The 22,863-nt window shown below is 66.5% G+C and carries 23 protein-coding genes; 7 read left to right on the top strand and 16 right to left on the bottom strand.

Features of this window, described 5'->3' with window-relative positions; all coding sequences use genetic code 11:
- Positions 1 to 16: 16 nt before the first annotated feature.
- The 5 genes from ACQP1G_RS04650 to ACQP1G_RS04670 form a co-directional block, all read right to left on the bottom strand.
- A complete protein-coding gene (locus ACQP1G_RS04650) occupies positions 17 to 853 on the bottom strand; it encodes an ABC transporter permease (RefSeq protein WP_433198696.1) in 837 nt (278 codons plus the stop codon).
- Positions 850 to 1,839 (bottom strand): ATP-binding cassette domain-containing protein, encoded by a 990-nt coding sequence (locus ACQP1G_RS04655; RefSeq protein WP_433198698.1) that lies wholly within the window; start codon positions 1,837 to 1,839, stop codon positions 850 to 852. Before ACQP1G_RS04655 ends, ACQP1G_RS04650 begins: the two co-directional genes overlap by 4 nt.
- Before the next feature lie 431 nt (positions 1,840 to 2,270).
- Positions 2,271 to 3,431, bottom strand: coding sequence for an o-succinylbenzoate--CoA ligase (gene menE / locus ACQP1G_RS04660; RefSeq protein WP_433198700.1), 1,161 nt, complete (start codon positions 3,429 to 3,431; stop codon positions 2,271 to 2,273).
- Positions 3,432 to 3,844: 413 nt separating this feature from the next.
- Positions 3,845 to 4,237 (bottom strand): VOC family protein, encoded by a 393-nt coding sequence (locus ACQP1G_RS04665; protein WP_433198702.1) that lies wholly within the window; start codon positions 4,235 to 4,237, stop codon positions 3,845 to 3,847.
- 1 nt (position 4,238) lies between these two features.
- Positions 4,239 to 5,132, bottom strand: coding sequence for a 1,4-dihydroxy-2-naphthoyl-CoA synthase (locus tag ACQP1G_RS04670; protein ID WP_433198704.1), 894 nt, complete (start codon positions 5,130 to 5,132; stop codon positions 4,239 to 4,241).
- A 125-nt stretch (positions 5,133 to 5,257) separates the two neighbouring features.
- Between ACQP1G_RS04670 and ACQP1G_RS04675 the strand changes: the two genes are divergently transcribed.
- The 3 genes from ACQP1G_RS04675 (at position 5,258) to menD (ending at position 8,584) form a co-directional block, all read left to right on the top strand.
- Positions 5,258 to 6,001: a PaaI family thioesterase gene (locus ACQP1G_RS04675; protein WP_433198706.1), complete on the top strand. Its 744-nt coding sequence runs from the start codon at positions 5,258 to 5,260 to the stop codon at positions 5,999 to 6,001.
- Positions 6,002 to 6,087: 86 nt separating this feature from the next.
- A complete protein-coding gene (locus ACQP1G_RS04680; protein ID WP_433198708.1) occupies positions 6,088 to 6,531 on the top strand; it encodes a DUF6918 family protein in 444 nt (147 codons plus the stop codon).
- A gap of 415 nt (positions 6,532 to 6,946) precedes the next feature.
- The gene (menD, locus tag ACQP1G_RS04685) at positions 6,947 to 8,584 is read left to right on the top strand and encodes a 2-succinyl-5-enolpyruvyl-6-hydroxy-3-cyclohexene-1-carboxylic-acid synthase (protein ID WP_433198710.1); all 1,638 of its coding nucleotides are present in this window, start codon (positions 6,947 to 6,949) and stop codon (positions 8,582 to 8,584) included.
- 141 nt (positions 8,585 to 8,725) lie between these two features.
- On the opposite strand, the gene ACQP1G_RS04690 is transcribed toward menD, so the two are convergent.
- Both ACQP1G_RS04690 and ACQP1G_RS04695 read right to left on the bottom strand, forming a co-directional pair.
- A complete protein-coding gene (locus ACQP1G_RS04690; RefSeq protein WP_433198712.1) occupies positions 8,726 to 8,959 on the bottom strand; it encodes a hypothetical protein in 234 nt (77 codons plus the stop codon).
- Positions 8,960 to 9,120: 161 nt separating this feature from the next.
- Positions 9,121 to 9,357, bottom strand: a complete 237-nt coding sequence (locus ACQP1G_RS04695; protein WP_433198714.1) for a hypothetical protein — start codon at positions 9,355 to 9,357, stop codon at positions 9,121 to 9,123.
- 73 nt (positions 9,358 to 9,430) lie between these two features.
- Here ACQP1G_RS04695 and ACQP1G_RS04700 point away from each other — a divergent pair, with 73 nt between their 5' ends.
- Positions 9,431 to 10,129 (top strand): TIGR03086 family metal-binding protein, encoded by a 699-nt coding sequence (locus ACQP1G_RS04700; protein WP_433198716.1) that lies wholly within the window; start codon positions 9,431 to 9,433, stop codon positions 10,127 to 10,129.
- Here ACQP1G_RS04700 and ACQP1G_RS04705 read toward each other — a convergent pair whose 3' ends face one another.
- Positions 10,130 to 10,630 (bottom strand): SgcJ/EcaC family oxidoreductase, encoded by a 501-nt coding sequence (locus ACQP1G_RS04705; RefSeq protein ID WP_433198718.1) that lies wholly within the window; start codon positions 10,628 to 10,630, stop codon positions 10,130 to 10,132. It abuts the gene before it with no gap.
- A gap of 62 nt (positions 10,631 to 10,692) precedes the next feature.
- Here ACQP1G_RS04705 and ACQP1G_RS04710 point away from each other — a divergent pair, with 62 nt between their 5' ends.
- Positions 10,693 to 11,184 carry a MarR family winged helix-turn-helix transcriptional regulator gene (locus ACQP1G_RS04710; RefSeq protein ID WP_433198720.1) on the top strand — a complete coding sequence of 164 codons (492 nt, stop codon included), beginning with the start codon at positions 10,693 to 10,695 and terminating at the stop codon, positions 11,182 to 11,184.
- A 100-nt stretch (positions 11,185 to 11,284) separates the two neighbouring features.
- Here ACQP1G_RS04710 and ACQP1G_RS04715 read toward each other — a convergent pair whose 3' ends face one another.
- A complete protein-coding gene (locus tag ACQP1G_RS04715) occupies positions 11,285 to 11,920 on the bottom strand; it encodes a TetR/AcrR family transcriptional regulator C-terminal ligand-binding domain-containing protein (protein ID WP_433198722.1) in 636 nt (211 codons plus the stop codon).
- 82 nt (positions 11,921 to 12,002) lie between these two features.
- Here ACQP1G_RS04715 and ACQP1G_RS04720 point away from each other — a divergent pair, with 82 nt between their 5' ends.
- Positions 12,003 to 13,037 (top strand): aldo/keto reductase, encoded by a 1,035-nt coding sequence (locus ACQP1G_RS04720; RefSeq protein ID WP_433198724.1) that lies wholly within the window; start codon positions 12,003 to 12,005, stop codon positions 13,035 to 13,037.
- Between the two features lie 4 nt (positions 13,038 to 13,041).
- Here ACQP1G_RS04720 and ACQP1G_RS04725 read toward each other — a convergent pair whose 3' ends face one another.
- The 4 genes from ACQP1G_RS04725 to ACQP1G_RS04740 form a co-directional block, all read right to left on the bottom strand.
- Positions 13,042 to 17,295: a molybdopterin-dependent oxidoreductase gene (locus ACQP1G_RS04725; protein ID WP_433198726.1), complete on the bottom strand. Its 4,254-nt coding sequence runs from the start codon at positions 17,293 to 17,295 to the stop codon at positions 13,042 to 13,044.
- 133 nt (positions 17,296 to 17,428) lie between these two features.
- Positions 17,429 to 18,142, bottom strand: coding sequence for a demethylmenaquinone methyltransferase (locus ACQP1G_RS04730; protein ID WP_433198728.1), 714 nt, complete (start codon positions 18,140 to 18,142; stop codon positions 17,429 to 17,431).
- 178 nt (positions 18,143 to 18,320) lie between these two features.
- On the bottom strand, positions 18,321 to 19,463 hold the full coding sequence (locus tag ACQP1G_RS04735; protein ID WP_433208146.1) for a glycosyltransferase family 4 protein: 1,143 nt from the start codon (positions 19,461 to 19,463) through the stop codon (positions 18,321 to 18,323).
- Between the two features lie 92 nt (positions 19,464 to 19,555).
- Entirely contained in the window at positions 19,556 to 20,038 is a 483-nt protein-coding gene (locus tag ACQP1G_RS04740; RefSeq protein WP_433198730.1) for a DUF3592 domain-containing protein, read from the bottom strand.
- Positions 20,039 to 20,078: 40 nt separating this feature from the next.
- Between ACQP1G_RS04740 and ACQP1G_RS04745 the strand changes: the two genes are divergently transcribed.
- The gene (locus ACQP1G_RS04745; protein ID WP_433198732.1) at positions 20,079 to 20,585 is read left to right on the top strand and encodes a DUF2505 domain-containing protein; all 507 of its coding nucleotides are present in this window, start codon (positions 20,079 to 20,081) and stop codon (positions 20,583 to 20,585) included.
- A gap of 54 nt (positions 20,586 to 20,639) precedes the next feature.
- On the opposite strand, the gene ACQP1G_RS04750 is transcribed toward ACQP1G_RS04745, so the two are convergent.
- The 3 genes from ACQP1G_RS04750 to ACQP1G_RS04760 form a co-directional block, all read right to left on the bottom strand.
- A complete protein-coding gene (locus tag ACQP1G_RS04750) occupies positions 20,640 to 21,074 on the bottom strand; it encodes a VOC family protein (RefSeq protein WP_433198734.1) in 435 nt (144 codons plus the stop codon).
- Between the two features lie 73 nt (positions 21,075 to 21,147).
- Positions 21,148 to 21,561 carry a helix-turn-helix transcriptional regulator gene (locus ACQP1G_RS04755; RefSeq protein WP_433198736.1) on the bottom strand — a complete coding sequence of 138 codons (414 nt, stop codon included), beginning with the start codon at positions 21,559 to 21,561 and terminating at the stop codon, positions 21,148 to 21,150.
- A gap of 1 nt (position 21,562) precedes the next feature.
- Positions 21,563 to 22,843 (bottom strand): geranylgeranyl reductase family protein, encoded by a 1,281-nt coding sequence (locus tag ACQP1G_RS04760; RefSeq protein WP_433198738.1) that lies wholly within the window; start codon positions 22,841 to 22,843, stop codon positions 21,563 to 21,565.
- Between the last annotated feature and the right edge of the window lie 20 nt (positions 22,844 to 22,863).

Consider the following 22,863-nt stretch of genomic DNA (forward strand, 5'->3'; position numbering starts at 1 on the left):
CGTCAAACCTGCGTTCTCACGCCCGGCGCATGTAAGCCCGGACCGCGAGCGGCGCGAAGATCATGATCACGACGAGGGAGCCGACCAGCGACCAGACCAGATCACTGGTGTAGACATTGCCGTTCATCAACTCTCGCGCGGCGTTGACCATGTAGTAGATCGGGTTCGCGTGGTTGATCCCCTGCAGCCAGCCCGGCATGGTGCTGACCTGTGCGAACGCACCGGACATGAAGGTCAGCGGGAACATGATCATCATCGAAATGCCCTGCACGCCAGCGGCGCTCTTACCCGTGACGCCGACCAGCGCCCAGATCCAGCTCACCGCGAACGAGCAGAAGATCACCACCAGACCGGCGACCACGACCCCGACGAATCCGCCGCCGGGGCGGTAGCCGAGGCACAGACCGACGACCACGGTGAGCACGGTCGCGAGACTGTAGCGCACCATATCGGCGATCAATGCGCCCGCTAGTGCCGAAACACGGGAAATGGGTAGGGATTTGAACCGGTCGAAGACGCCCTTGTCCATATCCTCGCGCAGCTGGGTGCCGGTGACGACGGAGGTGAGGACCACCGTCTGCACGAGGATGCCGGGAATCAGGATCGGCAGGTAGTCGTGCACATTGTGCGAGATCGCGCCGCCGAAGATGTAGGCGAACAGCGCGGTGAACAGGATCGGCTGAATCGTCACATCGAACAGCTGCTCCGGATTGTGCTTGATCTTCAGAATGCCGCGGTAGGCCATCGTGAACGAGGTCTCCACGGTCCGCCGGAGGCTGATCTTGTTGCTGGCCTCCGGGATCGTGGTCGGCGCGGCGTGGCGCGCCGGGGTTGGTGCGGTGATGGTCGTCATGCCGCGCTCCGTTCGGAATCGTTGTCGTCTTCGGCCGGGTGGCCGGTGATGGTGAGGAACACCTCGTCGAGGCTGGGCTTGCTGACGGTGATCTCGTCGATCGCGATCTCCCACTCGCGCAGGCGAATCAGCAGATCAGCGGCCATGCCTGCATCCTTGAGCGGGGCGGTGAGCCGTCCGGCCTCCGGGGTGATCTGGGCATCGACGCCGAGGAAGTCGCCGACGATGCGGCGGGCCTCGTCGAGTTGGGCCCGATCGACCAGGGTCAGGTGCAACGAGGAGCCGCCGACCGAGGCCTTGAGCTGGTCCGCGGTGCCGTCGGCGATCACCTTGCCGTGGTCGATGACCGCGATCCGGTCGGCGAGCTGATCGGCCTCGTCCAGGTACTGCGTGGTGAGCAGCACCGTCGCGCCCTCGCGGACCAAACGGCGGATGGTCTCCCACATCTGGGCGCGGGTGCGCGGATCGAGGCCGGTTGTCGGCTCGTCCAGGAACAGCAGCGGCGGTGTCGCGATCAGGCTGGCGGCCAGATCGAGACGGCGCCGCATACCGCCGGAGAAGTTCTTCAGCGGCTTGGTCGCCGCCTCGGTGAGGTCGAATTCCTCGAGCAGTTCGACCGATTTGCGCCTGGCGTCGACCCGGCTCAGACCGAGCAGGCGGGAGAAGATGATCAGGTTTTCGGTGGCGGAGAGATCCTCGTCGACCGAGGCGTATTGCCCGGTGACGCCGACCAGGGATCGCACGGCCGTCGGTTCGGCGACGACGTCACGGCCGAAGATGCGGGCGCTGCCGCCGTCGGGGCGCAGCAGGGTGGCCAACATGCGGATGGTCGTGGTCTTGCCCGCGCCATTCGGTCCGAGCACGCCGTAGACCGAGCCCTGCGGAACCGCCAGGCTCACACCGTCGACGGCGCGCTGCTCCCCGAACACCTTGACCAGGCCGTCCGCCTCTACGGCGAGCGCTGAATTGGGTGTGAAAGATGTCATGCACAAGACTTTGCGGCCGGTGTCTTGCACGGCCCTTGCACCACGATGTCACCGAACTCTTGCATCTACTTGCGGCCGTCCCGCATTCCCGGACCTTGTGCCGGTTCGGTGCCTCGGCGCACAGCGGCGAGAACACAACTTCTTCGGCGCGATCGATATCGACGGCGAGCTCGCGCAGCTCGGCCCCACCGGCTACCGGCCGTTACGAGGCCGCGACACTCTGTTCTGACACCGCCGCTCGTGCATCACCGCCGTGGGTGCGGGCAGGGCGGTCAGATCAGGTAGGTCGAGCGGTTGGATGAGATGGGTAGAGCGCCGCGGTGTCTGCCGCCTTGCCGCCCACGCTCGGTCAGCGCGACTACTCCGTGTCCTTCCATTCGGGTGTCATCGGTGATGAGTACCCGCCCAGACGTTGCCGGAGGGCAGCCGAGTTAGTGCGTCGACTCCGCGAGTAAGTGTTCGCGGAGTTTGGCGCGGTCGGGCTTGCCTGGTCCGCGCAGCGGAAGCTCGTCGAGGATCGCCAGCTCGCGCGGTGCGGCGATGGAGTCCAGTTCGCGCACGACGTGGTCGCGTAGTTCCTCGAGGGTCGGGGCGGCTCCGGGGGCGGGGACCACCGCGACTGCGACTCGCTGACCGAGCCGTTCGTCCGGCAGACCGAGCACCACGCATTCGCTGATTCCGGGATGCGTGATCAGCACGGCCTCCACCACCTGTGGGATGACGAGCAGCCCACCGGTGGTGATCGCCTCGTCGAGCCGGCCACTGATGCTGAGCACGCCGTTCGCATAGGTGCCGGCGTCCTCGGTGCGGAACCAGCCGGGTTCGGCGAAGGCCGGATGGTCGGGCTGGCCGCGGTAGCCGTTGGCGATCATCGCGCCGCCGAGCAGGACGCGACCGTCCTCGATGCGAATCCCGGTGCCGTCGAGCGGAATTCCGTCGTACACGCAACCACCGCAGGTTTCGCTCATGCCATAGGTGCGAACGACATTGATACCGGCCGCTTGCGCGCGTTCATAGACCGGAGCCGGGGTGGCCGCACCGCCGACCAGCACGCCGTCCAACTGGGCCAGCGCGGCGGCCGCGACGGGTGCGTCCAGGGCCTTGATGAGCTGGGTCGGGACCAGTGCGGAGTAGCGGCGCTCACCGCGCATCCCCGAGATGGCGCCCGCGAGCGCCTCGGGCAGGAAACCGCCGGAAACGTCGAGCACGGCGGGTTCGGTACCGGCCAGGATGCTGCGCAGCAGCACCTGAATTCCAGCGATGTGGTGGGTCGGCAGGGCCAGCAGCCAGGTACCGGGACCACCCAGGCGATCGTGCGTGGCGGTCCCGCTGGCGCGCAGTGCCGCGGCGCTGAGCATGGCACCCTTTGGAACACCGGTGGTGCCGGAGGTGGTCACCACGAGCGCCACCTCGTCATCGATCGGCTCGCCCGGGGATAGCGCATCGCTCAGTCGCCGGGCTTCCCGACGGTCGCTGGTGGGTATCGGCAACCACGCGGGACCGTTCCCTTCCAACACTTCTCGCAAATGCGGCAGCACATCGCCCAACCCCGATCCAGTCGGCATCGGCAGTGTCCGCAGGGTCTTACTCATGACCGCACCTCGCTCGCGCTCGGCTCCGTCATGTGCAGTGGCGTTGTGCCCATGGTTCGTTCGCTTCGCTCTCTCACGACCGCACCTCGCTGCTGCTCGGCTCCGTCGTGCGCAGGCGCGCTGTGTTCATGGTTCGCTCGCTGCGCTCCCTCACGACCTTGATCGTGTCATGTCAACATCACCGCATGCGGCAGGGGTCGGTTTGCTGAGGTGGTGGGGAGGGACTTCGGCCGCGTCAGGGGAGGGGAACTCGGGTACGTCGGACATCGAGACTGCGATTCACTCGGAGGACGGTACTCAGTGGCGGTCACCCGGACGTCGGCGGTCGGGCGGCCATCCGAGCGCTATCGTCCTCGCCGGGGTCGGCATTGGCAACTCGGGCGGGGCCGCCCGCGTCGCCGCCGCCGTCGCGATCACTCTGGTGACCAGCGCGAATCCCGTCGGATCGGATGCTCGGCAGGCACTTCGACCACAACGATCGGCACGCCGTCCGGATCGTGCACCCACATTTCGATCAGTCCCCATGGCTCCCGCACCGGCGCGCGGTCGACGGGAATGCCCTTGCGGGCGAGCTCGGCCGCCGCGTCCGAAATGTCGCGTACCTGCAGCCAGAGCGCGCCCTCGAACGCCGTGGAATTGCCCGATCCACCGTGTGCGGCCACTTCGACCAGCGACTGTCCAGCGAAGAAAACCGTGCCGCCCGGATACTCCCGCGCGATCGCCAACCCGAGTCCGTCGCGATAGAAGGCGAGCGTCACCCGGTAGTCGGCGGGCCGCAGGATGACTCGGCTGCTGAGGATGTCCATCTCAGAAGTACCAGGGGTAGGGGGTCCAGTCCGGCTTGCGCTTTTCCAGGAAGGCGTCGCGACCCTCGACCGCTTCGTCGGTCATATACGCCATCCGGGTGGCCTCGCCCGCGAACAGCTGCTGGCCGACCAATCCGTCGTCGAGCAGGTTGAACGCGTACTTCAGCATGCGCTGGGCCTGCGGGGATTTGCCGTTGATATCGGCGGCCCACTCCAGTGCGACATCCTCCAGTTCGGCGTGGTCGACGACCTTGTTCACCGCGCCCATCTGATGCATTTCCTCGGCGGTGTACGGACGGCCGAGGAAGAAGATTTCCCGCGCGAATTTCTGGCCCACCATTTTCGCGAGATAGGCGCTGCCGTAACCGCCGTCGAAGCTGCCGACATCGGCGTCGGTCTGCTTGAACCTGGCGTGCTCGCGGCTGGCGAGGGTCAGATCGCAGACCACGTGCAGGCTGTGTCCGCCGCCCGCGGCCCAGCCGTTGACCAGCGCGATGACCACCTTCGGCATGAACCGGATCAACCGTTGCACTTCGAGGATGTGCAGGCGGCCAGCGCGCGCCTGGTCCACAGTGTCCGCGGTATCGCCGTCGGCGTACTGGTAGCCACTGCGGCCGCGGATGCGCTGATCGCCGCCGGAGCAGAAGGCCCAGCCGCCATCCTTGGGGCTCGGTCCGTTGCCGGTGAGCAGGACCGCGCCGACGTCCGGGGTCATCCTGGCGTGATCGAGCGCGCGGTAGAGCTCGTCGACGGTATGGGGACGGAACGCATTGCGCACCTCCGGCCGATCGAAGGCCACCCGGACGGTGCCCTGTTCGATATGCCGGTGATAGGTGATGTCGGTCAGGTTCTCGAACCCTGGAACGGGCCGCCACAGCTTCGGATTGAACGTCACCCCAGTGATTATTGCTCCCGTCGATAATTCGGGTGCCAGCGACTTCCATGCGAACTTCGGCGGCGTCGACGGCATTACCCGGCGGTACGACTTGACGGTGTAAAACAAAGCGATACCGTGCAGGGATGGATGCAGCATCGCGTAGCGATTCGATGAGGGGCGGCGGTCGGGCAGCGGGAGGGCATGAGGCAGTAGAGCGGGTTGCAGAGCGCGGGGTCGGGCGCTCGGGACCGCGCATCGACATCAGTGCGGTGGACGAATCCCGGTACGAGAAGCACGGTGGCTTCCCCAAGGTCTCCCGCGTGCAGGTCGGGGCCAACTTCGGGCCGTTCGTCGAGGCCATGCGCACGCTGCAGGATCTGGCCGTCTGCGTGGATGCTCCGGACGAGGTCTTCGGCGAAGCGCTCGCGCAGGCGCGACAGCTCGTCGAATTGCTCGAGCCCTACCGCGCACCCGAACTCCAGGGGCCGGCGGGCCGCGCCGTCGAATTGCCCGGGCGCGGCAGTCTTTTGCTGCTGCCGTGGCAGGTGGTCGAGGCCGGACCCGACGGCATCGTGATGACCGGTGAGTTCCGTCGCTACCACCTCGGTGGCAACGGCGCGGCACACGGCGGTGTGCTCCCGCTGCTCTTCGACGACCTGCTCGGCATGATCGTGCACTACGCGGGACGCCCGATCAGCCGCACCGCCTACCTTCATGTGAACTACCGCAAGATCACTCCGCTGGAGACGTCGCTGACCGTGCGCGGTCGCGTCGACCGCACCGAAGGGCGCAAGACCTTCATTACCGCGGAATTGGCCGATGAGCAGGGCAATGTCCTCGCAGATTGTGAAGGATTGATGGTCCAATTGCTTCCGTGGCAGCCGTAGCTGGACGAGCGCCGTGTGACGACGCGCACCAGTGCGTATAGTGACGTGCGCTCGTTCATCGACATCGATCCCGGAGGAACCTGAAAGTGGTTGCAGCACTGTCTGAATCCCTGCTCGACGACGCTAAGCGCACGGCCTTCCTTGCCGATGCCAAGGAGGTTCTGGACGCCGAGGTGTCGGACAAGGGTGGTGCGTCAGGCCTGGCAGTCAAGGGCGGATACGCGGCGGTCAAGAAGATCAGCCCGAGCATCGTGCCCGATGCGCTGGAGTCATTGGCGCCCAAGCTCGTATCGCAGCTGGAACCGTTCTGGCAGGAATACACGGCGGCGGGTTCCGGCAACTTCGCCGACCTGCTGGTCGCCAAATCCGATGAGGTCGCCGAGGCATTGCTCGCGGTGACCGACGCGCGTGCCGACGCCTCGACCCGTCCGGCGCTGAAGAAGGTCTACTCGTCGATGCGTTCCTCGGCCAAGCGGAACGTCATCGAAGCCCTTCCTCGTTTGGGCGACCTCGTCCAGCGCCACGCTTGAGTTCGATTGCCGCGCCTGCGGCGCGGCAGGTTCGCGGCCCCCTGGTATCTCGCGTCCGAGCTGTCGAGACTCGCGCCTTCGGCGCATGCGCTTCGACGACTCGGACGCGAGACCGGCCGCGAACGGGTAGTTCGTAAGACTCGCTCCAACGTGGTCGATAGGGCGGTGATGTTTGCGCCGCATATCAATCCGCTTCGGCGAGGCGGAAGTACGATCTGCGGCGCATTGCGGCCGCCCGCGTCCGGTGGTGGGCGCGGGCGGCAAATTTCCCAGCCGAACACATATGTGTGCGGGAGCGCAGCGAGCTAACCATCGGCACAGCGCCCGCTGGGCGCAATGGTGCCGAGCGCTAGCGAGGTGCCATTGTGAGCAGGGTGACGAAGACGTCGGAGCAACTGTCTGAGAGGCTGGAGGCGTGAATCCGTCTACAGCGCAGGCGCAGGTGGTCGTTGACGAACTCGCGCGCGGGGGTGTGCGAGACGTTGTTCTATGTCCTGGGTCCAGAAACGCGCCGCTGGCATTCGCCCTCCAGGCGGCCGATGCCGCGGGCAAGCTCCGACTGCATATGCGCATCGACGAACGCACCGCGGGCTTCCTGGCCATCGGGCTTGCGGTTGCCAGCCGACTGCCGGTGCCGGTCGTCATGACCTCGGGGACCGCTGTCGCCAATCTCGGTCCCGCGGTGCTGGAGGCGAACTACGCCCGGATGCCGCTGGTGGTGCTCAGCGCCAACCGGCCCTACGAAATGCTCGGCTCCGGCGCCAATCAGACCGTGGAGCAGTTCGGCCTGTTCGGCAGCCAGGTGCGTGCATCGATCAGCCTCGGACTCGCCGAAGAGGAATCCGCGGACGGTGCGCCCTACAGCCAGCAGAACAGTCAGTGGCGTTCGGCCGTCTGCCGGGTGCTGGCCGCGGCCCGCGGCACCCGCTCCGGCAACGCCGGGCCGGTGCACTTCGATATTCCGCTGCGCGAGCCGTTGGTCCCGGACCATGCGCCGGGTGAATGGGCACCGCAGGGGCGCGCCGGTGGCGAGGCGTGGACGTCCACCCAATACGCGACGCTCGATGTTCCCCTGGACCTGGACCTCACACCCGATACGGTGGTCATCTCCGGCCACGGCGCCGGATTGCGTCCGGAACTGGCCGCGCTGCCGACAGTCGCCGAACCCACCGCCCCCATGCACGGCCCCGCCCTGCATCCGCTGGTATTGCCGCTGCTGAAGCCGCGCCAGGCGATCATCACGGGGCGGCCGACGCTGCATCGTCAGGTCTCGAAGGTGCTCGCCGATCCGGCCATCACCGTCTACGCGCTCACCACCGGCCCGCGCTGGCCCGATGTCTCCGGCAATGTGGTCGGCACCGGAACCCGGGCGATCACCTCGGGTGCGCCGCGCGCCGAATGGCTGGCGTACTGCCGGGAATTGAACGCGAAGGCCGATCAGGTGGTCCGCGCGGAACTTGCCAAACATCCGAAGCCAACCGGCCTGCACGTCGCCGCCGTGGTGATGGACGCACTGCGCGAGGGTGACCAGTTGCTACTGGGTGCATCCAATCCGGTGCGCGACGCGGCCCTGGTCTCACATCCGCGCCCGGGCGTTCGCGTGCTGTCCAACCGCGGCGTTGCAGGCATCGACGGCACCGTCTCCACGGCTGTCGGTGCGGCACTGCATCACACCGGCCGCACCATCGCGCTGATCGGTGACCTCACCTTCCTGCACGACGCCTCCGGCCTGCTCATCGGCCGCGGCGAACCCCGCCCCGTCGATCTGACCATCGTGGTCGCCAACGATGACGGCGGCGGCATCTTCGAACTTCTCGAACAGGGTGACCCGCAGTACGCCGGTGTTTTCGAGCGCGTTTTCGGCACCCCGCACGGGATGGACCTGGCCGCGCTGTGCGCCGCCTATCGGATCCCGCACAAGCAGGTCGATCCGGAGCAGTTGGCGGTCGAGCTGGCGGGGAACGCACACGGTTTGCGAGTGCTCGAGGTCGCGACCGAACGTTCCAGTTTGCGTGAGTTGCATGCGACCGTGCGGGCCAAGATCGCGCCGTGAACTCGGCGCGAGGTCGACTCTGAGCGTGTGCCTTCGCCCCGGATGTGGCAGGTATTGCCGCGTTCGGCGGAAAGTTGCTCGCTCACACCGATTCTGAGGCGGCAGTTCGCGGTCGCCGACGAAGTCGAACCGAGATCGACGTCAGTACGCGGGGCCCGATTCACGATCGTCGTCGAGCGGCACAGCTATCGACTGCTCGACGACATCGGCCGGATCGGCGCTGAAAGCGTCCCGGTCGACCGCCGCCGCAAGATCGCTTTCGGTGCTGGTGTCCGCAGCGTCGTCGGCGTCCTCGGGGTAGGCGGGGAGGTGTTGCTCGACAAAGTCGGCTTCCGGCACCTCGTCCAGAGTGCGGGACGTGCTTGGATCGGTCATCGTTCATTCCTCTCCGCGCATGCTTTTCGGCTGGGTACCCGATGCTCTGCCGAGCGATTACCAGGTGCTGCGGGAATCACAGCGCAGGCGGACAACAGTCCAACACTGTCGAGAATGCTCCTAGTCGGGCCGCACGGCAACCCACCTGCTACCCGTGTCGCTCATTCGCCATCGACCGGACCCGACCCGTTCGCGGGATGCTCGACCAACGCCAATGTGCGCCCGGCCATGAACCGTGCCGTGCGAACCGCGACGCCGGTTCGTGTCACTTCGCTGACTTCGACCACGCCACGCGCGATGCGAATCTCGACCTTCCGGCCCGCGCGCGTTGCGGCCACTTCATAACTGCGAGACCCGTCGCCGAAGTCGACGACGATCTCCACCCGATCACCCTTCATCTACCAATTCTCCGCTTTTCCAGCGCTTTTCGCCGCTACGACTTGGTTGCGATGGGCGCGGCCGGATGGTCACGTGACGCGCTGGATCGACGCGGATATGGTCGGCGGCGGGCAGGATCGCGGCACACCGATGAATTCCGTCGGCTCGGTCCGTCTCTATCAGTGCGTGATGTCCGCTGCCCAGGAGGCCCCGATGCACCCGAATTTCGATCTCGAACCGGCCGCGACCGCCTTGGTGGCGGTGGTCGGCGGAATTTCCGATGAACAGCTCATCGCACCCACACCCTGCGACGACACCAATGTGCGCGATCTGCTCGCCCATGTCGTCGGACTCACCGAGGCATTCCGGCAGGCCGCGACCAAGGAGGCGGTCGGCCGTTCGGCCCCGCCCGCCGTCGGCCCGGAGACTGCGCTGCCCGATGACTGGCGTACGCGGATCCCGGCCCAACTGAAGTCGCTGGTCGAGGCCTGGCGGGATCCGGCGGCCTGGGATGGCGAGACCGAGGCGGGCGGCGTATGCGCACCGGCGGCGATGATGGCCATGATCGCACTGAACGAAACCGTCGTGCACAGTTGGGATCTCGCCCGAGCAACCGGTCAGCGACCGATCGCCGACCCGGCCCATCTGATGGTCCTGCTCGAATTCCTCAGCGAGACACCGGCCGAAGGCACGCCGGGCATGTTCGGCCCGGTCGTGCCGGTGTCCAACAGTGCGCAGGAACTGGATCGGGTCATCGGACTCACCGGTCGTGATCCGGCCTGGACGCGCTGATCACCGGCGGCCGAGACCGAGTTTGCATGCGATACGGCCCATCAGCTGAGACATCTTGGCGGGGAACGAATCCGGCTCCGGAACCATGACCGGGCGCACGCGGCCGTTGTGAATCGCGGTGATCCGCCAGCCCTCGGGCATCCGCACCAGCACCACGGTCTGGCGCGACAGTCGCCGCTTCGGCAGCTGCGACCGCCAGGGCATCAGCACCGATGCGGTGCCGTGCAGAATCGCCACGTCCGGCGTCACGTACCGGATGGATTCCAATTCACCGACGAGGGCCGAACCGGCGAGCACACCGCGAAAGAGCTTGTCGTGGTTGCCCTGGTGTTCCTTGCGGCCGATCGCCCGGGTGCCGTCATAGGACACGTAATCGGAGTCGTCGGTGAACAATGCGCCGAACGCTTCGGCGTCGTTATCGGTCCAGGTCTGCATGACTTGCTGGAAAACCGTGCGGAGCTGCGCGTCGTCGGTACCGGTGCGATCGAGGATGTCGTTCATGGCGCTGGTCTTTCTGTGCTATCGTTTCGATTAACGAAATATACGATAACAGAAAGCTTCGAATGCCGAAAGATGAAATCATCGGCGAAATCGGGATGCGGTTGCGGCTACTGCAGGAGAGCTTCGACGCCTTCGATGAGGCCGTCGCCGCCCGGCTCGGTCTGAACCGCACCGATACCCGCTGCCTCGACGTCGTCCTGGGGCGTGGCCCGCTCGCGGCCGGGGAGCTGAGCGTGCAGCTCAAACTGAGCCCTGCCGCCACCACCACTGTCATCGACCGGCTCGTCCGCGCCGGATTCGTCACCCGCACCCAGGATCCGGCCAACCGCCGCCGCGTCCTGGTCGAGGCCACCGAAGGCGCACGGGTGATGGCGGGTGAAATCTTCGGTCCCGTCGGCCGAGCGGGCGCAAAAGCCCTGGCCCGCTACGACCCCGACCAGCTCGCGGTAATCCTCGACTTCCTGGGCACCGCATTGGAAGTCCATCGAGCCCAAACCGACCGTCAGGTAGCCGCCCGGAACGCCGCCTCCACCCCGAAATCGCATTCGCGATAGCCGATTCGTCGATTGCCACGCGAGCATTGGGTGGAGCTGGTCGTGCGGCCTGCGCGAAAGTTACCTGTTGCGCAGGCCGGGACGGCGCCCGGCGCTGGCTTCATGAGTGCTTGTGCATGCTCGGCGCTTTCGTGAAGATGCCTGCGGCGGCCGCTCGGGCGGCGGCCGCAGCGGCGGTGCTGGCGGATTCGTCATCGATAGGGTCGCCGCTGGCGAGGAGGCGGTAGTAGAGCGGGGCCGAGACGGCGGAAAGTACCGCGCGGGCGTCGGTGTTCTCCGGAATTTCGCCTCGCGCGATGGCGGCGTCGATGCAGGGCGACCATTCGGTGAGGCGGATGTCGTAGAAGCGGCGCAGGGCGGCGGCGGCCGTCTCGTCGCAGGTGGCGGCGGCGATGACGGCCTGGAACAGCTTTCCTTGGCGGGGGTCGGTGAGGGTTTTGGCGACCAGGCGGGCGTTGGCGGTGAGATCGCCGAGCAGTGAGCCGGTGTCGGCGTGTGGCAGTGACTGTTCGGCCATATCGACGAGTAGGTCGGCGACCAGTCCGGTGGAATTGCGCCAGCGTCGGTATGCCGTGGTCTTGCCGACGTCCGCGCGCGCCGCGACCTCGGTCAGATCCAAGTGCGCGAAACCGCGCTCGGCGAGTAGGTCGCCCGCGGCCAGCAGCACGGCCTCGCGAACGCGGGCGGTGCGCCCACCTGGGCGGATCGAGCCGGGGGTGGCATCTTCAGCCTCCATAACGGGACTCCAGTTTCATTTACGGCGCGACGGGTGTACGGTTTCCCATGTTAACGGAACTATAGACCCTTTAGGAGTCATCATGGAGTACCGGCGGCTGGGTGCATCGGGTCTGCTCGTCCCGGCCCTGAGCTTCGGCGCGGGCACCTTCGGCGGGCGGGGTGAACTATTCAGCGCATGGGGCGATACCGATGCGGAGCAGGCCCGGCGCCTGGTCGACATCAGCCTGGACGCGGGCGTCACCATGTTCGATACGGCCGACGTCTATTCCGACGGCGCCTCCGAGGAAGTGCTCGGCGCGGCCATCAAGGGCAGGCGCGATCAGCTGCTGCTGTCCACCAAGGCGAGCCTGCCGACCGGGCCGGGGCCATTCGACGCGGGCTCCGGACGTTCTCGGCTCATCAAGGCCGTCGAGGGTTCGCTGCGCAGGCTCGGCACCGACTACATCGATCTGTTCCAGTTGCACGCCTTCGATGCGCACACTCCGGTCGAGGAAGTCCTTGCGGCACTGGACGATCTGGTGCGCGCGGGCAAGATCCGCTACCTCGGTGCGTCCAACTTCGCGGGCTGGCAGCTGATGAAATCCCTTGCCGCGGCGGACCGGCACGGCCTGACCCGCTACATCGCCCATCAGGTCTACTACTCACTCGTCGGCCGCGATTACGAATGGGAGCTGATGTCGCTCGGCCGGGATCAGGGCGTCGGCGCGGTGGTGTGGAGCCCGCTCGGCTGGGGCCGTCTGACCGGGAAAATCCGTCGCGGCCAGCCGCTTCCGGCGGGCAGCCGCCTGCACCAGACGGCCGCGGCGGGCCCGCCGGTCGACGACGAGAAGCTCTACGACGTGGTCGACGTCCTGGACGAACTCGCCGCGGAGACCGGAAAGACCGTCCCACAGATCGCCCTCAACTGGCTACTGCGCCGGCCAACGGTGTCGACTGTCATCGTCGGTGCACGCAACGAGGAACAGCTGCGCCAGAATCTCGGCGCGATCGGCTGGGAACTCGACGCCGACCAGATCGCCCGCCTCGACAAGGCCAGCGCCGTCACCCCGCCATACCCGTACTACCCCTACTACCGGCTCCCCGACTTCGCCCGGCTGAATCCGCCCGCGGTGTAACGGATCAATAGACGTCGCGGACGTAGCGCTTCTCGGCGACCAACTGCTTCTTGAACGCCAGCGCACCGTCTTCGTCGAGCTTGCCGTGGATCCTGGCGATGGCGAGCAGCGTGTCGTCGACATCCTTGGCCATCCGCGCGGCGTCGCCACATACATAGAAGTGCGCGCCGTCGCGCAGCCAGGACCACAGCTCCGCGCCGTGCTCGATCATCCGGTGCTGTACGTAGATTCGCTCGCGCTGGTCGCGGGAGAAGGCCAGATCGAGGCGGGTGAGGAAGCCGGAGCGGAACATATCTTCCAATTCGGCGCGGTAGTAGAAGTTCTGGGCGGCATGCTGATCGCCGAAGAACAGCCAGTTGCGACCGGTGCAGCCGAGGGCACGGCGCTCCTGGAGGAAGCCGCGGAATGGCGCGATGCCGGTGCCGGGACCGACCATGATCATCGGTGCCGTCGGGTCCAGCGGCGGCCGGAAATGTGGTGCGCGCTGCAGGAAGATCGGCACGGCTGCCGCATCGGCGTCGGCGCGATCGGCGAGGAAGGTCGAGCACACCCCGCCGCGCCGCGCGGCCGATCCGGTCGCCGCCGGATCGCCGTAGCGGACGACACCGACCGTGAGCTGCACTTCATCGGGGCTGACCAGCGGGCTGGAGGAAATCGAATACTGGCGCGGCTGTAGCTTTTTCAGCGTGCCGAGCCATTCGACGAGATCGGCACGCACCGGGAAGTCGCGCAGTACATCGACGGCCTGCCGGTCCCACAGGTAGTTGTCGAGTTCGTTGCGATTATCGCGACGCAGCAGTTTCGCCAGCCGGTTGTTCGGATTACGTTCGGCGATGAAGGTGAGCAGATCGTGGCTGACCTTGGTGATGTCGTAGCGGGTCCGCAGCGCTTGGTCCAGCAGCAATTCCTGGTCATCGACCTCGATGATCCGGCGGCCGTCCAACCCGGTGGCCCCGAGCCATTCGGACACCATCGACTCGCAATTCGCGGGCCACACACCGAGCGAATCGCCGACCTCGTAGGGCGCTTCCAACCCGTGCAGGTCGAATCCGAACTGGCGCACTTCCTTCGGCGATCCGGTATGCGACAGCGGTTCGTTGCGCACCAGCGGTGCGGTCACCGGTGCGTTGCGGGTGAACAGCGCCGGGGCAGAGCTGTTGGTCCGGCCAAGGGGCGGAGCGCTGCGGGTCAGAACCATCGTGGCGGCACCGCCGGTGGTCCGCGCTGGCATCCGAGCTCCATCCGGCCCGGACGAACTCGCTACGGATGCATCGCTGTCCCGACCGCGGTCGAGTGCGGCGAGCACCTCGTCGAGCCAGCGCGCCGCCGATTCCTCGTAATCGGGTTCGCTGTCGACGCGCGCCAGCAGTCGGGTGGCCCCGCGTTCGGTCAGTTCGGCATCCAGTTTGCGACCGTGGCCGCAGAAGTCGTCATAGGAGGAGTCGCCGAGCGCGAAGACCGCGTACCGCATGCCGGTCAACCTGATCACGCTATCGGTCAGGCGTTCCCAGAAGTCGGTGCCGTTATCCGGCGGGCCGCCGTCGCCGAAGGTGCTGCTGATCACGAGCACATCGCCGGTGAGCTCGTCGAGTTCACACGAGTCCATATCGAGCAGTCGCGGGGCGTAACCGCATTCGGCCAGGCGCGTGGCCGCCGTCGCCGCGAAGTCCTCGGCAGTGCCGGTCTGTGACGCCCACAGCACGGTGATGGGGCGGGTCGGTAGCTCATCGGGAATCTCGTCGGCGGGCGAGGATACGGGCAGCGGTGCGGTATCGCGCGAGTACATGCCCGCCAGCAGCCCATCGATCCACAACCGGCTGTGTCGGGTGAGCGGCGCGGACTCCGGCAGCACCGGCTGTCCGGTCACTGGAATGGATTGCAGCGCCGAGAGATATCCGGCGAGATAGATTCGCTCGGTCTCACTGAGCGTCGGAGCCGTGCCGACATCGAGCCCGAGCATGACCGCCAGGGGATGCGCGCCCGCCGAGCCATTGACCGCCGCAGCTGTTCCCGGCGCGGCTGGTGCGCTGACCCGCACCGAGCCGTCCACCCCGGCGGGTGCTTCCGGCTGCGGCACTGCCGCGACCCGCCGCAACGACACCGCGCACGCCTTGTACTCGGGCTGCATCGAGGCCGGATCCACCGCGTCGTTGGTCACGGCGTTGATCGTCAGATACTCGCCCTGCTCGTCATTCCAATGGAACGGCGCGAAGCAATCACCCGGCCGCACCCGGTCGCTGATCTGCACCGGTAGCACCGCTCGTCCACGCCGCGACGCGATTTCGAGCTGTTCGCCTACCTTGACCCCGAGCCGCTGCGCATCGGCGGGATGCACCTCGACGAAGGGCCGCCCGGTCAACTTGGTCAGCTTGTCGATCTTGCCCGTCTTGGTCATGGTGTGCCACTGATGCTGCAGTCGACCGGTGTTCAGCACGAACGGGTAATCGTCGTCGGGCATTTCTTCCGGCGCCATATGCGGGCGCGGCCAGAACACCGCGCGACGGCTGGGCGTCGCGAACGCCAGCCGGGGCTGATGTCTGGTGTCGTCGACGAAAAGCTCCTGGCTGACACCATCATTGAGATAGCGGATCGGATTGCGCGCGCGGTCGGGTTCGGCGCACGGCCACTGCATCGGGCCTTCGCGCAACCGCTCGTAGCTCATGCCACGCAGGTCGTAGCCGGTGGCCGGATTGGCGAACTGCTTGATCTCGTCGAAAATCTGCGCAGTGGAGGAGAATTCGAACCCCTCGAAACCCATTGCCGTGGCTACCTGCGCGATCAGCAGCCAGTCCGGGCGGGCATCGCCGATCGGATCGACCGAGCTCTGCAGCAGCGTGACGTTGCGCTCCGAATTCACCATCACCGCATCGGCTTCGGCCCACAGCGTGGCGGGCAGCAGCAGGTCCGCATAGGCGTTGGTGGCCGTCTCGGTGTAGGCGTCCTGCACGATCACCAGCTCGGCTGCCTCCAGACCGCCGATGACCGTCTTCCGATTGGCGACGGTGGCAACGGGATTGGTGCAGATGATCCAGGCCGCCTTGATTCGACCATCGGACAATTCACGGAACATTTCGATGGTGCCGGGGCCGGCCTCGCTGCGCAGCGTACCGGGTTCGATACCCCATGCGGTCTCGACGAAGGTGCGGTCGGCGGGAGCGAGCAGGCTGCGCTGTCCGGGCAAACCCGGACCCATATAGCCCATTTCGCGTCCGCCCATGGCATTCGGCTGACCGGTCAGCGAGAACGGTCCACTGCCCGGACGGCAGATGGCGCCGGTGGCCAGGTGCAGATTGCAGATCGCGTTGGTGTTCCAGGTGCCGTGGGTGGACTGGTTGAGTCCCATGGTCCACAGCGACATCCATTCGCCCGCTTCGCCGATCCAGCGGGCGGCCGTGCGGATATCGTCCTCGGCCAATCCGGTGATCTCGGCGACCTTGTCCGGTGCGTAGTCGGCGAGGAATTCGGGCATCGCCGCCCACCCCTCGGTGTGTTCGGCGATGAAATCCGCGTCTATATCGCCGTTTTCGACGAGCAGGTACAGCAGCCCGTTCAAGAGGGCGAGATCGGTGCCCGGTGCGATCTGCAGGAACAGGTCGGCCCGCGCCGCGGTATCGGTGCGCCGCGGATCCACCACGATCAGCTTCGCGCCTTCCTTGACCCGGTCGGCCATGCGCAGATACAGAATCGGATGGCAGTCGGCCATATTCGCGCCGATCACGAAGAACAGATCGGCGTGCTCGAAGTCGTCATAGGATCCGGGCGGCCCGTCCGCGCCGAGCGACTGCTTGTACCCGGTCCCGGCGCTGGCCATGCACAGCCGGGAATTGGCCTCGATGTGCTTGGTCCGCAGATAGCCCTTGGCCAGTTTGGTCGCCAGGTACTGCGCCTCCAGCGACATCTGCCCGGAGACGTACAACGCGATCGCGTCCGGTCCGTGTTCGTCCAGGATCGCCCGCAGCCGGGTCGCCGCCTCGTGCACCGCCTCATCGACGGGTAACGGCACCGGCACTTGGCCGCGCTCGGGCCGCCGGTACGCGGTCTCCATCCGCCCCGGTGTCCGCATCAACTCCAGATGCGTGGCGCCCTTGGTGCACAGCCTGCCCGCATTTGCCGGATGCAGCTTGTCACCGCGCACCTTGGCGATGACCGGCGCACCATCCGCGCCCACCCGCGTCTCGACGGTGATGCCGCAGCCGACACCGCAATATGAGCACGCCGTGCTGACGGTGCTCGTGCGGTCGGAGCCTGCATCGGTCATGCCACCGATCATGCTGATCGCCGATTGCGCCGGATTTACCCAACGTTATCGGGAGGTGACAAATAGCCTCACCGCATGAGAATTCGCCGGTGAGGTGTGGCGTGCACCACAAAAATATGCCATGACCAGGCTGTTAGCCCATTTTGTAGCCGCGGTGCAGCGCGACGATGCCGCCCGTCAGATTCCGCCACTTCACCGACGACCAGCCCGCGTCCGCGATCCGCAGCGCCAACTGCCGCTGATTCGGCCAGGCGCGGATGGATTCGGCGAGATAGACGTAGGCATCCGGATTGCTGCTGACCGCCCGCGCGACCTTCGGCAGCGCCTTCATCAGGTACTCCATATAGACGGTGCGGAAACCCGGCACCACCGGCGTGGAGAACTCGCAGACCACCAACCGCCCGCCCGGCTTGGTGACCCGCAGCATCTCGCGCAACGCCTGTTCGCTCTCGGAAATATTGCGCAGTCCGTAGGAGATGGTCACCCCGTCGAACGAATTGTCGGCGAAGGGCAGTGCGGTCGCATCGGCCGCCACCATCGGCACATCGCGGAACTTGCCAGCGGCGAGCATGCCCTGCGAGAAGTCGGCCGCCAAACACCAAGCGCCGGATTTCGCCAGGTCGAGCGTCGAAATACCGGTACCCGCTGCGAGATCGAGCACCCGCTCACCCGGTCGGGGCGCCAGCGCCTTGCGCACCGCCCAGCGCCAATATCTGTCCTGCCCCATCGAGATGACGGCGTTGGTCAGGTCGTATCGCCGCGCGACGCCGTCGAACATCGACGCGACCTCGTGCGGCTGCTTGTCCAACGAGGCCCGAACCGATTCCCGCTGCTCTGTTTTCGCCACACCCCGAACCTACCGCGCGTACCAGCTGCCCTGCGAGACTCCCGCGCCGAACTGGCCCAGACAATCAGAGCCGCCGCTGTCGATGCCTGTTTTCGCCGTGGTCACACGCGCCACCTGGCGAGAATTGGGGACTTGGAGGTCGCGAAACTCACAGGGCGGCGTCGCGAATCCGCACCCGTCAAGCAGTGTGCGGCAATTGGATCCGAATACCGGTGACGTCGGCGTAGTGACCCATCAACTCCGTGCAGATGGCGGGCCAGGTCCGGTGCAGCACCGACTTGCGCGCGGCACCGGCGAACCTTGCCCTGAGTACCGGATCACGAAGCGCCCCAACCGCGCTGGGGAGTAGTTCGCAGAAGCGATCCACGGGTAGGAGGTAGCCGTTGCGGCAGTGCGCGATCAGATCGCGCGGTCCACCCGCATCGGGTCCGATCACCGGAACCCCCGCGGCCAGTGCCTCCTGCACACCCTGACAGAACGTCTCGTGCTCGCCCGCGTGCACCATCACGTCCAGACTTGCGTAGGCCTGCGCCAACTCCGCACCGCCGAGTTCACCGGTGAATACCGCGGTGGGCATCATCCGCGCCAACCGGGCCCGTTCCGGCCCGTCCCCGACGATCACCAGTTGGATCTGCGGATCGCTCGCCAGCACCGCGAGTCGCTCCACATGTTTCTCCGGAGCCAGCCGACCGACAAACCCGACGAGCAGCCTGTCCCGCCCGCGCAACCAGGACGCCCGCAGCTCCGGCCGTTTCGCCGACGGTGTGAACCGGGCGATATCGACCCCGCGCCCCCACCGGTGCACCCGCGGAATACCGTGCCGCGCCAGATCCTCGGCGGCCGCGCGCGAGGGCGCCAACGTCCGGGTCGCGCCCTCATGGATCCGCCGCGTCCATGCCCACGCCGCCCGACTGGCCAGCCCGAGCCCATAACTCTTCGCGAATCCGGCGACATCGGTCTGATAGATCGCCACCGACGGCAGGTCCAAGCGCGTCGCGGCGCCGAGTCCACCCGCGCCGAGCAGGAACGGCGAGGCCAGATGCACCACATCGGCGTCGAAGTCGTCGATCACGGCGGTGATTCCGGGTTGCGGCAGGCCGACCGGCAAGGAACTGACCTTTGGCACCATCACAGCGGGCACCCGATACACCGGGAACCGACCGTAGAAGTCCGGGGCGGCGGACTGCCCGCGCGGTGTATCCGGCGCGATCACCAACGCCTCGTGACCGTGTTGATCCAGGTGGTCCAGCACCCGGAGTACGGAATTGACGACGCCGTTCATATTCGGCAGGAACGACTCCGAAACGATGGCTACGCGCACCATGTCAGGTTGACCCGTGCACCGCGCCACGCCGTCACGTCGACATGACCGGTACGCAAAGATCCGGCGAACTATCGGGGGTGCCGGTCGACTCAGGTAGCGCCCGCGGCGGCGCGGGCTCCGTCCACGGGTCCTGGCGTGCGGCGTCGCGTGCGGACCAGAATCCACATCGTAGGCAGCGCCACACCCCACACCACCACGATCACCGACAGCGCGGGCTGAATCGCGACCCGCGCATCACGCCCGGCCACCCGCACCAGATCCGGATCACTGCGGTTGTACTCCACATTGATCCGCTCGCCCACGGTGAGATTGGTCGGATACAGCACGCCGACCTTCGGATTGTGCGTCTTCCCGTCGGGCGTCACATAGGTGACCGCCGAGCGCAGCCGCCCGGCCGAGAGCACCTCGGCGGAGGTCACACCCTTGTCGGAGCTGATCAGATAGTCATTGCGCCAGGCGGCGAGCACCAGGAGCCCGACCAGCGCGCTGATCACCATCGCCGCTGTCAGGACACCGATCCTGGCCCGCCGCAGGCGGTTCGACCGCCTTTCGGACTGGCTGGTTTCCGACACCACAACAGGCTACTTGCCGCCTCCGCTAGCCTGTGCGCCCATGTCCCGAAAATTCAGCTTCACCGTGCCCTACGCCGTACCGGTCGAAGACCTTCACCGGGCACTCACCAACGACGAACTCTGGCGGTCCCGGTTCGCCGCTGCCGCGACCGCCACCCTCGACCTATCGCATCCGGATGGCGCGGACACCATCCGCATCCATATGACGGAAACGGCAAGCGATGACAAGATTCCCGGCATCGTGAGCAAGGTGCTCAAGAGCGATCTGGTGCTCTCGCGCACCGACAACTGGCGGGCACTGGACGGCGAGATCGCCAAGGGCACCTTCGAGGGCGCCACCGGCGGCATCGCCTCCCAGATGTCGGGTACCTACGAACTGCGCCCGACCGCCGAAGGGTCGGAAATCGAGGTCGTCGGCACTGTGCAGGTGAAGGTCCCGCTGGTCGGCGGCGCCATCGAACCGCTCGCCGAACAACTGCACCATCGGGTGCTCAGGAGCGAGCGCAAACATATCGAGCAGTGGTTCGCCACGCAGGCCAGCGCCTGACTCGTCCGTCTGCCCGCCGCCCCGGCAAAAGCCGGGGCGGGTCAGCGCCGTTCGTCAGGCGAAGTCCTGCGGACTGAATTCCTTGGACTCCACCAGCACCAGCCAGTTGCCGGAGTTGTCGCGGATGATCGCCTCCGTGCCGTAGGGGCGTTCGGCGGGCGGCTGGATGAATTCCACGCCCTTGGCGGTCAGCTCCTCGAAGGTCTTCTGACAGTTATCGGTCTTCAACCCGAGCGCGCCGTGGGTGCCGTTGGCCAGTGCCCGGCGGATGGCGTCGGCCAGGTTCTCATCGAGCGGCGGTCCCGGAATCATCAAGGTGACCTCGAGTTCGCGATGGTCGGGATGTGCGACGCTGACCCAGCGGAATCCGTTGTCGCCCATGGTCACATCGCTGGTCTCGACGAATCCGAGCTTATCGATGTACCACTGCTTCGACGCGTCCTGGTCGGTGACGTACACGGTGACCAGGGAAACATTCGTAATTGTCATGCTCTAAAGGCTAGAAAACGCGCTGATCCCGCCGCTTCTCCGAAATTGCTGACCTGTGCTCAACAGTGGCGATTCAACTCGGCGGTTTGCGGTCCGACAGCCCGTGCATGAACACATAGCAGCCCGGAATGCGCGGTGCTCCATCGGCGAATTTGGCCTGATACTCCGACGGCGTGACCCCGACCAACTGCCGGAACTTACTGCTGAACGACCCGAGACTGCTGTACCCGACCAGCATGCAGACCTCGGTCACGGTGAGGTTGGTGGCCCGCAGATAATCCTGCGCCCGCTCGATCCGCCGCTGCGCCAGATACGCCGCGGGCGTCACCCCGTAGACCGCCGCGAATGCGCGCAGAAAGTGATACTTCGAAACCCCTGCGGCAGCGGCCAATTCATCGAGGTTCAACGGCTCGGCATAGCTGCGATCGGCAAAGTCCCGCGCCCGCCGCAGATGCGGCAGCAGATAGAGCGCGGGCAATCCGGTCATCTCAGCTGAACGGAGCGAGTTCGTCGAAACGGTAGGACGCCCGGCCCGCGGCGCGCCACGCGCGTGCGGTCAGATCCAGATCCTCGTCGGTGACCAGATTGCCCATCACCCGAACCGCGGTGCGCTGCAAATATTTCGACCGCATCACCGGCGGCCCGCCCAGTGGCACCATCCGCGGATGGGTCGCCAATCCGGCGATCCGCCGCGCCACCGAGAACGTGCGCCCGTAGCGTGCCCGCAACAGCTCCGGCCACACCGTCGTGAGATCCGGTTCGTCCAGCAGCCCGGCGAGCATATGACCGCCCTCCAAGCCGTAATCGATGCCCTCACCGTTGAGTGGATTCACACAGCCCGCGGCGTCGCCTATCAGTACCCAGTTGCGTCCCGCGACATTCGACACCGCGCCACCCATCGGCAGCAGCGCCGATGCGACCGCCCGCAGCGACCCCTCGAACTGCCACTCCTCGCGACGCAGCGAGGTGTAGTGCTCCAGCAGTGGTTTCAGTGCGATATGCGAAGGCCGCTTCGCGGTGGCCAGCGATCCCACACCGATATTCACCTCGCCATTGCCCAGCGGGAACACCCAGCCGTAGCCGGGCACCAGTTCGCCGTCGGCATTGCGTAGCTCCAGATGCGAGGTGATCCACTGATCGTCGCTGCGCGCCGATGTGATGTAGGCGCGGGCCGCGGTGCCATAGGCGTACTGCCGATGCCAGGTACGCCCCAGCAGTTTGCCGATCGGAGAGCGGACGCCGTCGGCGACGACGAGTGTCTTGCAGCCGATCGAATGGGTGCCATCCGCCGTCCGCACGGTCACACCGATGACGCGCTCACCCGCGCGGATGACATCGATCACCTTTGTGCCGTCCAGCATCCTGGCCCCGGACTTCACCGCTGTCTCACGCAGCTTGTCGTCGAGTTCGGTTCGGGGAACGGCACTTCCATAGGTTGGGAAGGAACCGCCCGGCCACGGCAGCAAGGCCTCGCGGCCGAAGCCGGTCATCCGCAGGCCGTGGTTCACGGTGTGTGCGCGCAGCCAATCGCCGAGTCCGAGGTTCTCCAATTCGGCGGTCGCGCGCGGGGTGAGTCCATCGCCGCAGGTCTTGTCACGTGGGAAGACGGCGGAATCGGTGAGCACGACATCGCGGCCAGCCCGCGCTGCCCATGCGGCGGCAGCCGAACCGGCCGGTCCGGCGCCGACCACGAGCACTTCGGTCTGCGTGGGAATCGCGCTGTGCGTCGCCCCGTCCCCGTCCGCGGGTGTGACATCCGGTGAACCCATGCGGTCAATACTCGCAGGAG

This window comes from Nocardia sp. CA-107356 (assembly GCF_050946365.1).
Classification (GTDB): domain Bacteria; phylum Actinomycetota; class Actinomycetes; order Mycobacteriales; family Mycobacteriaceae; genus Nocardia.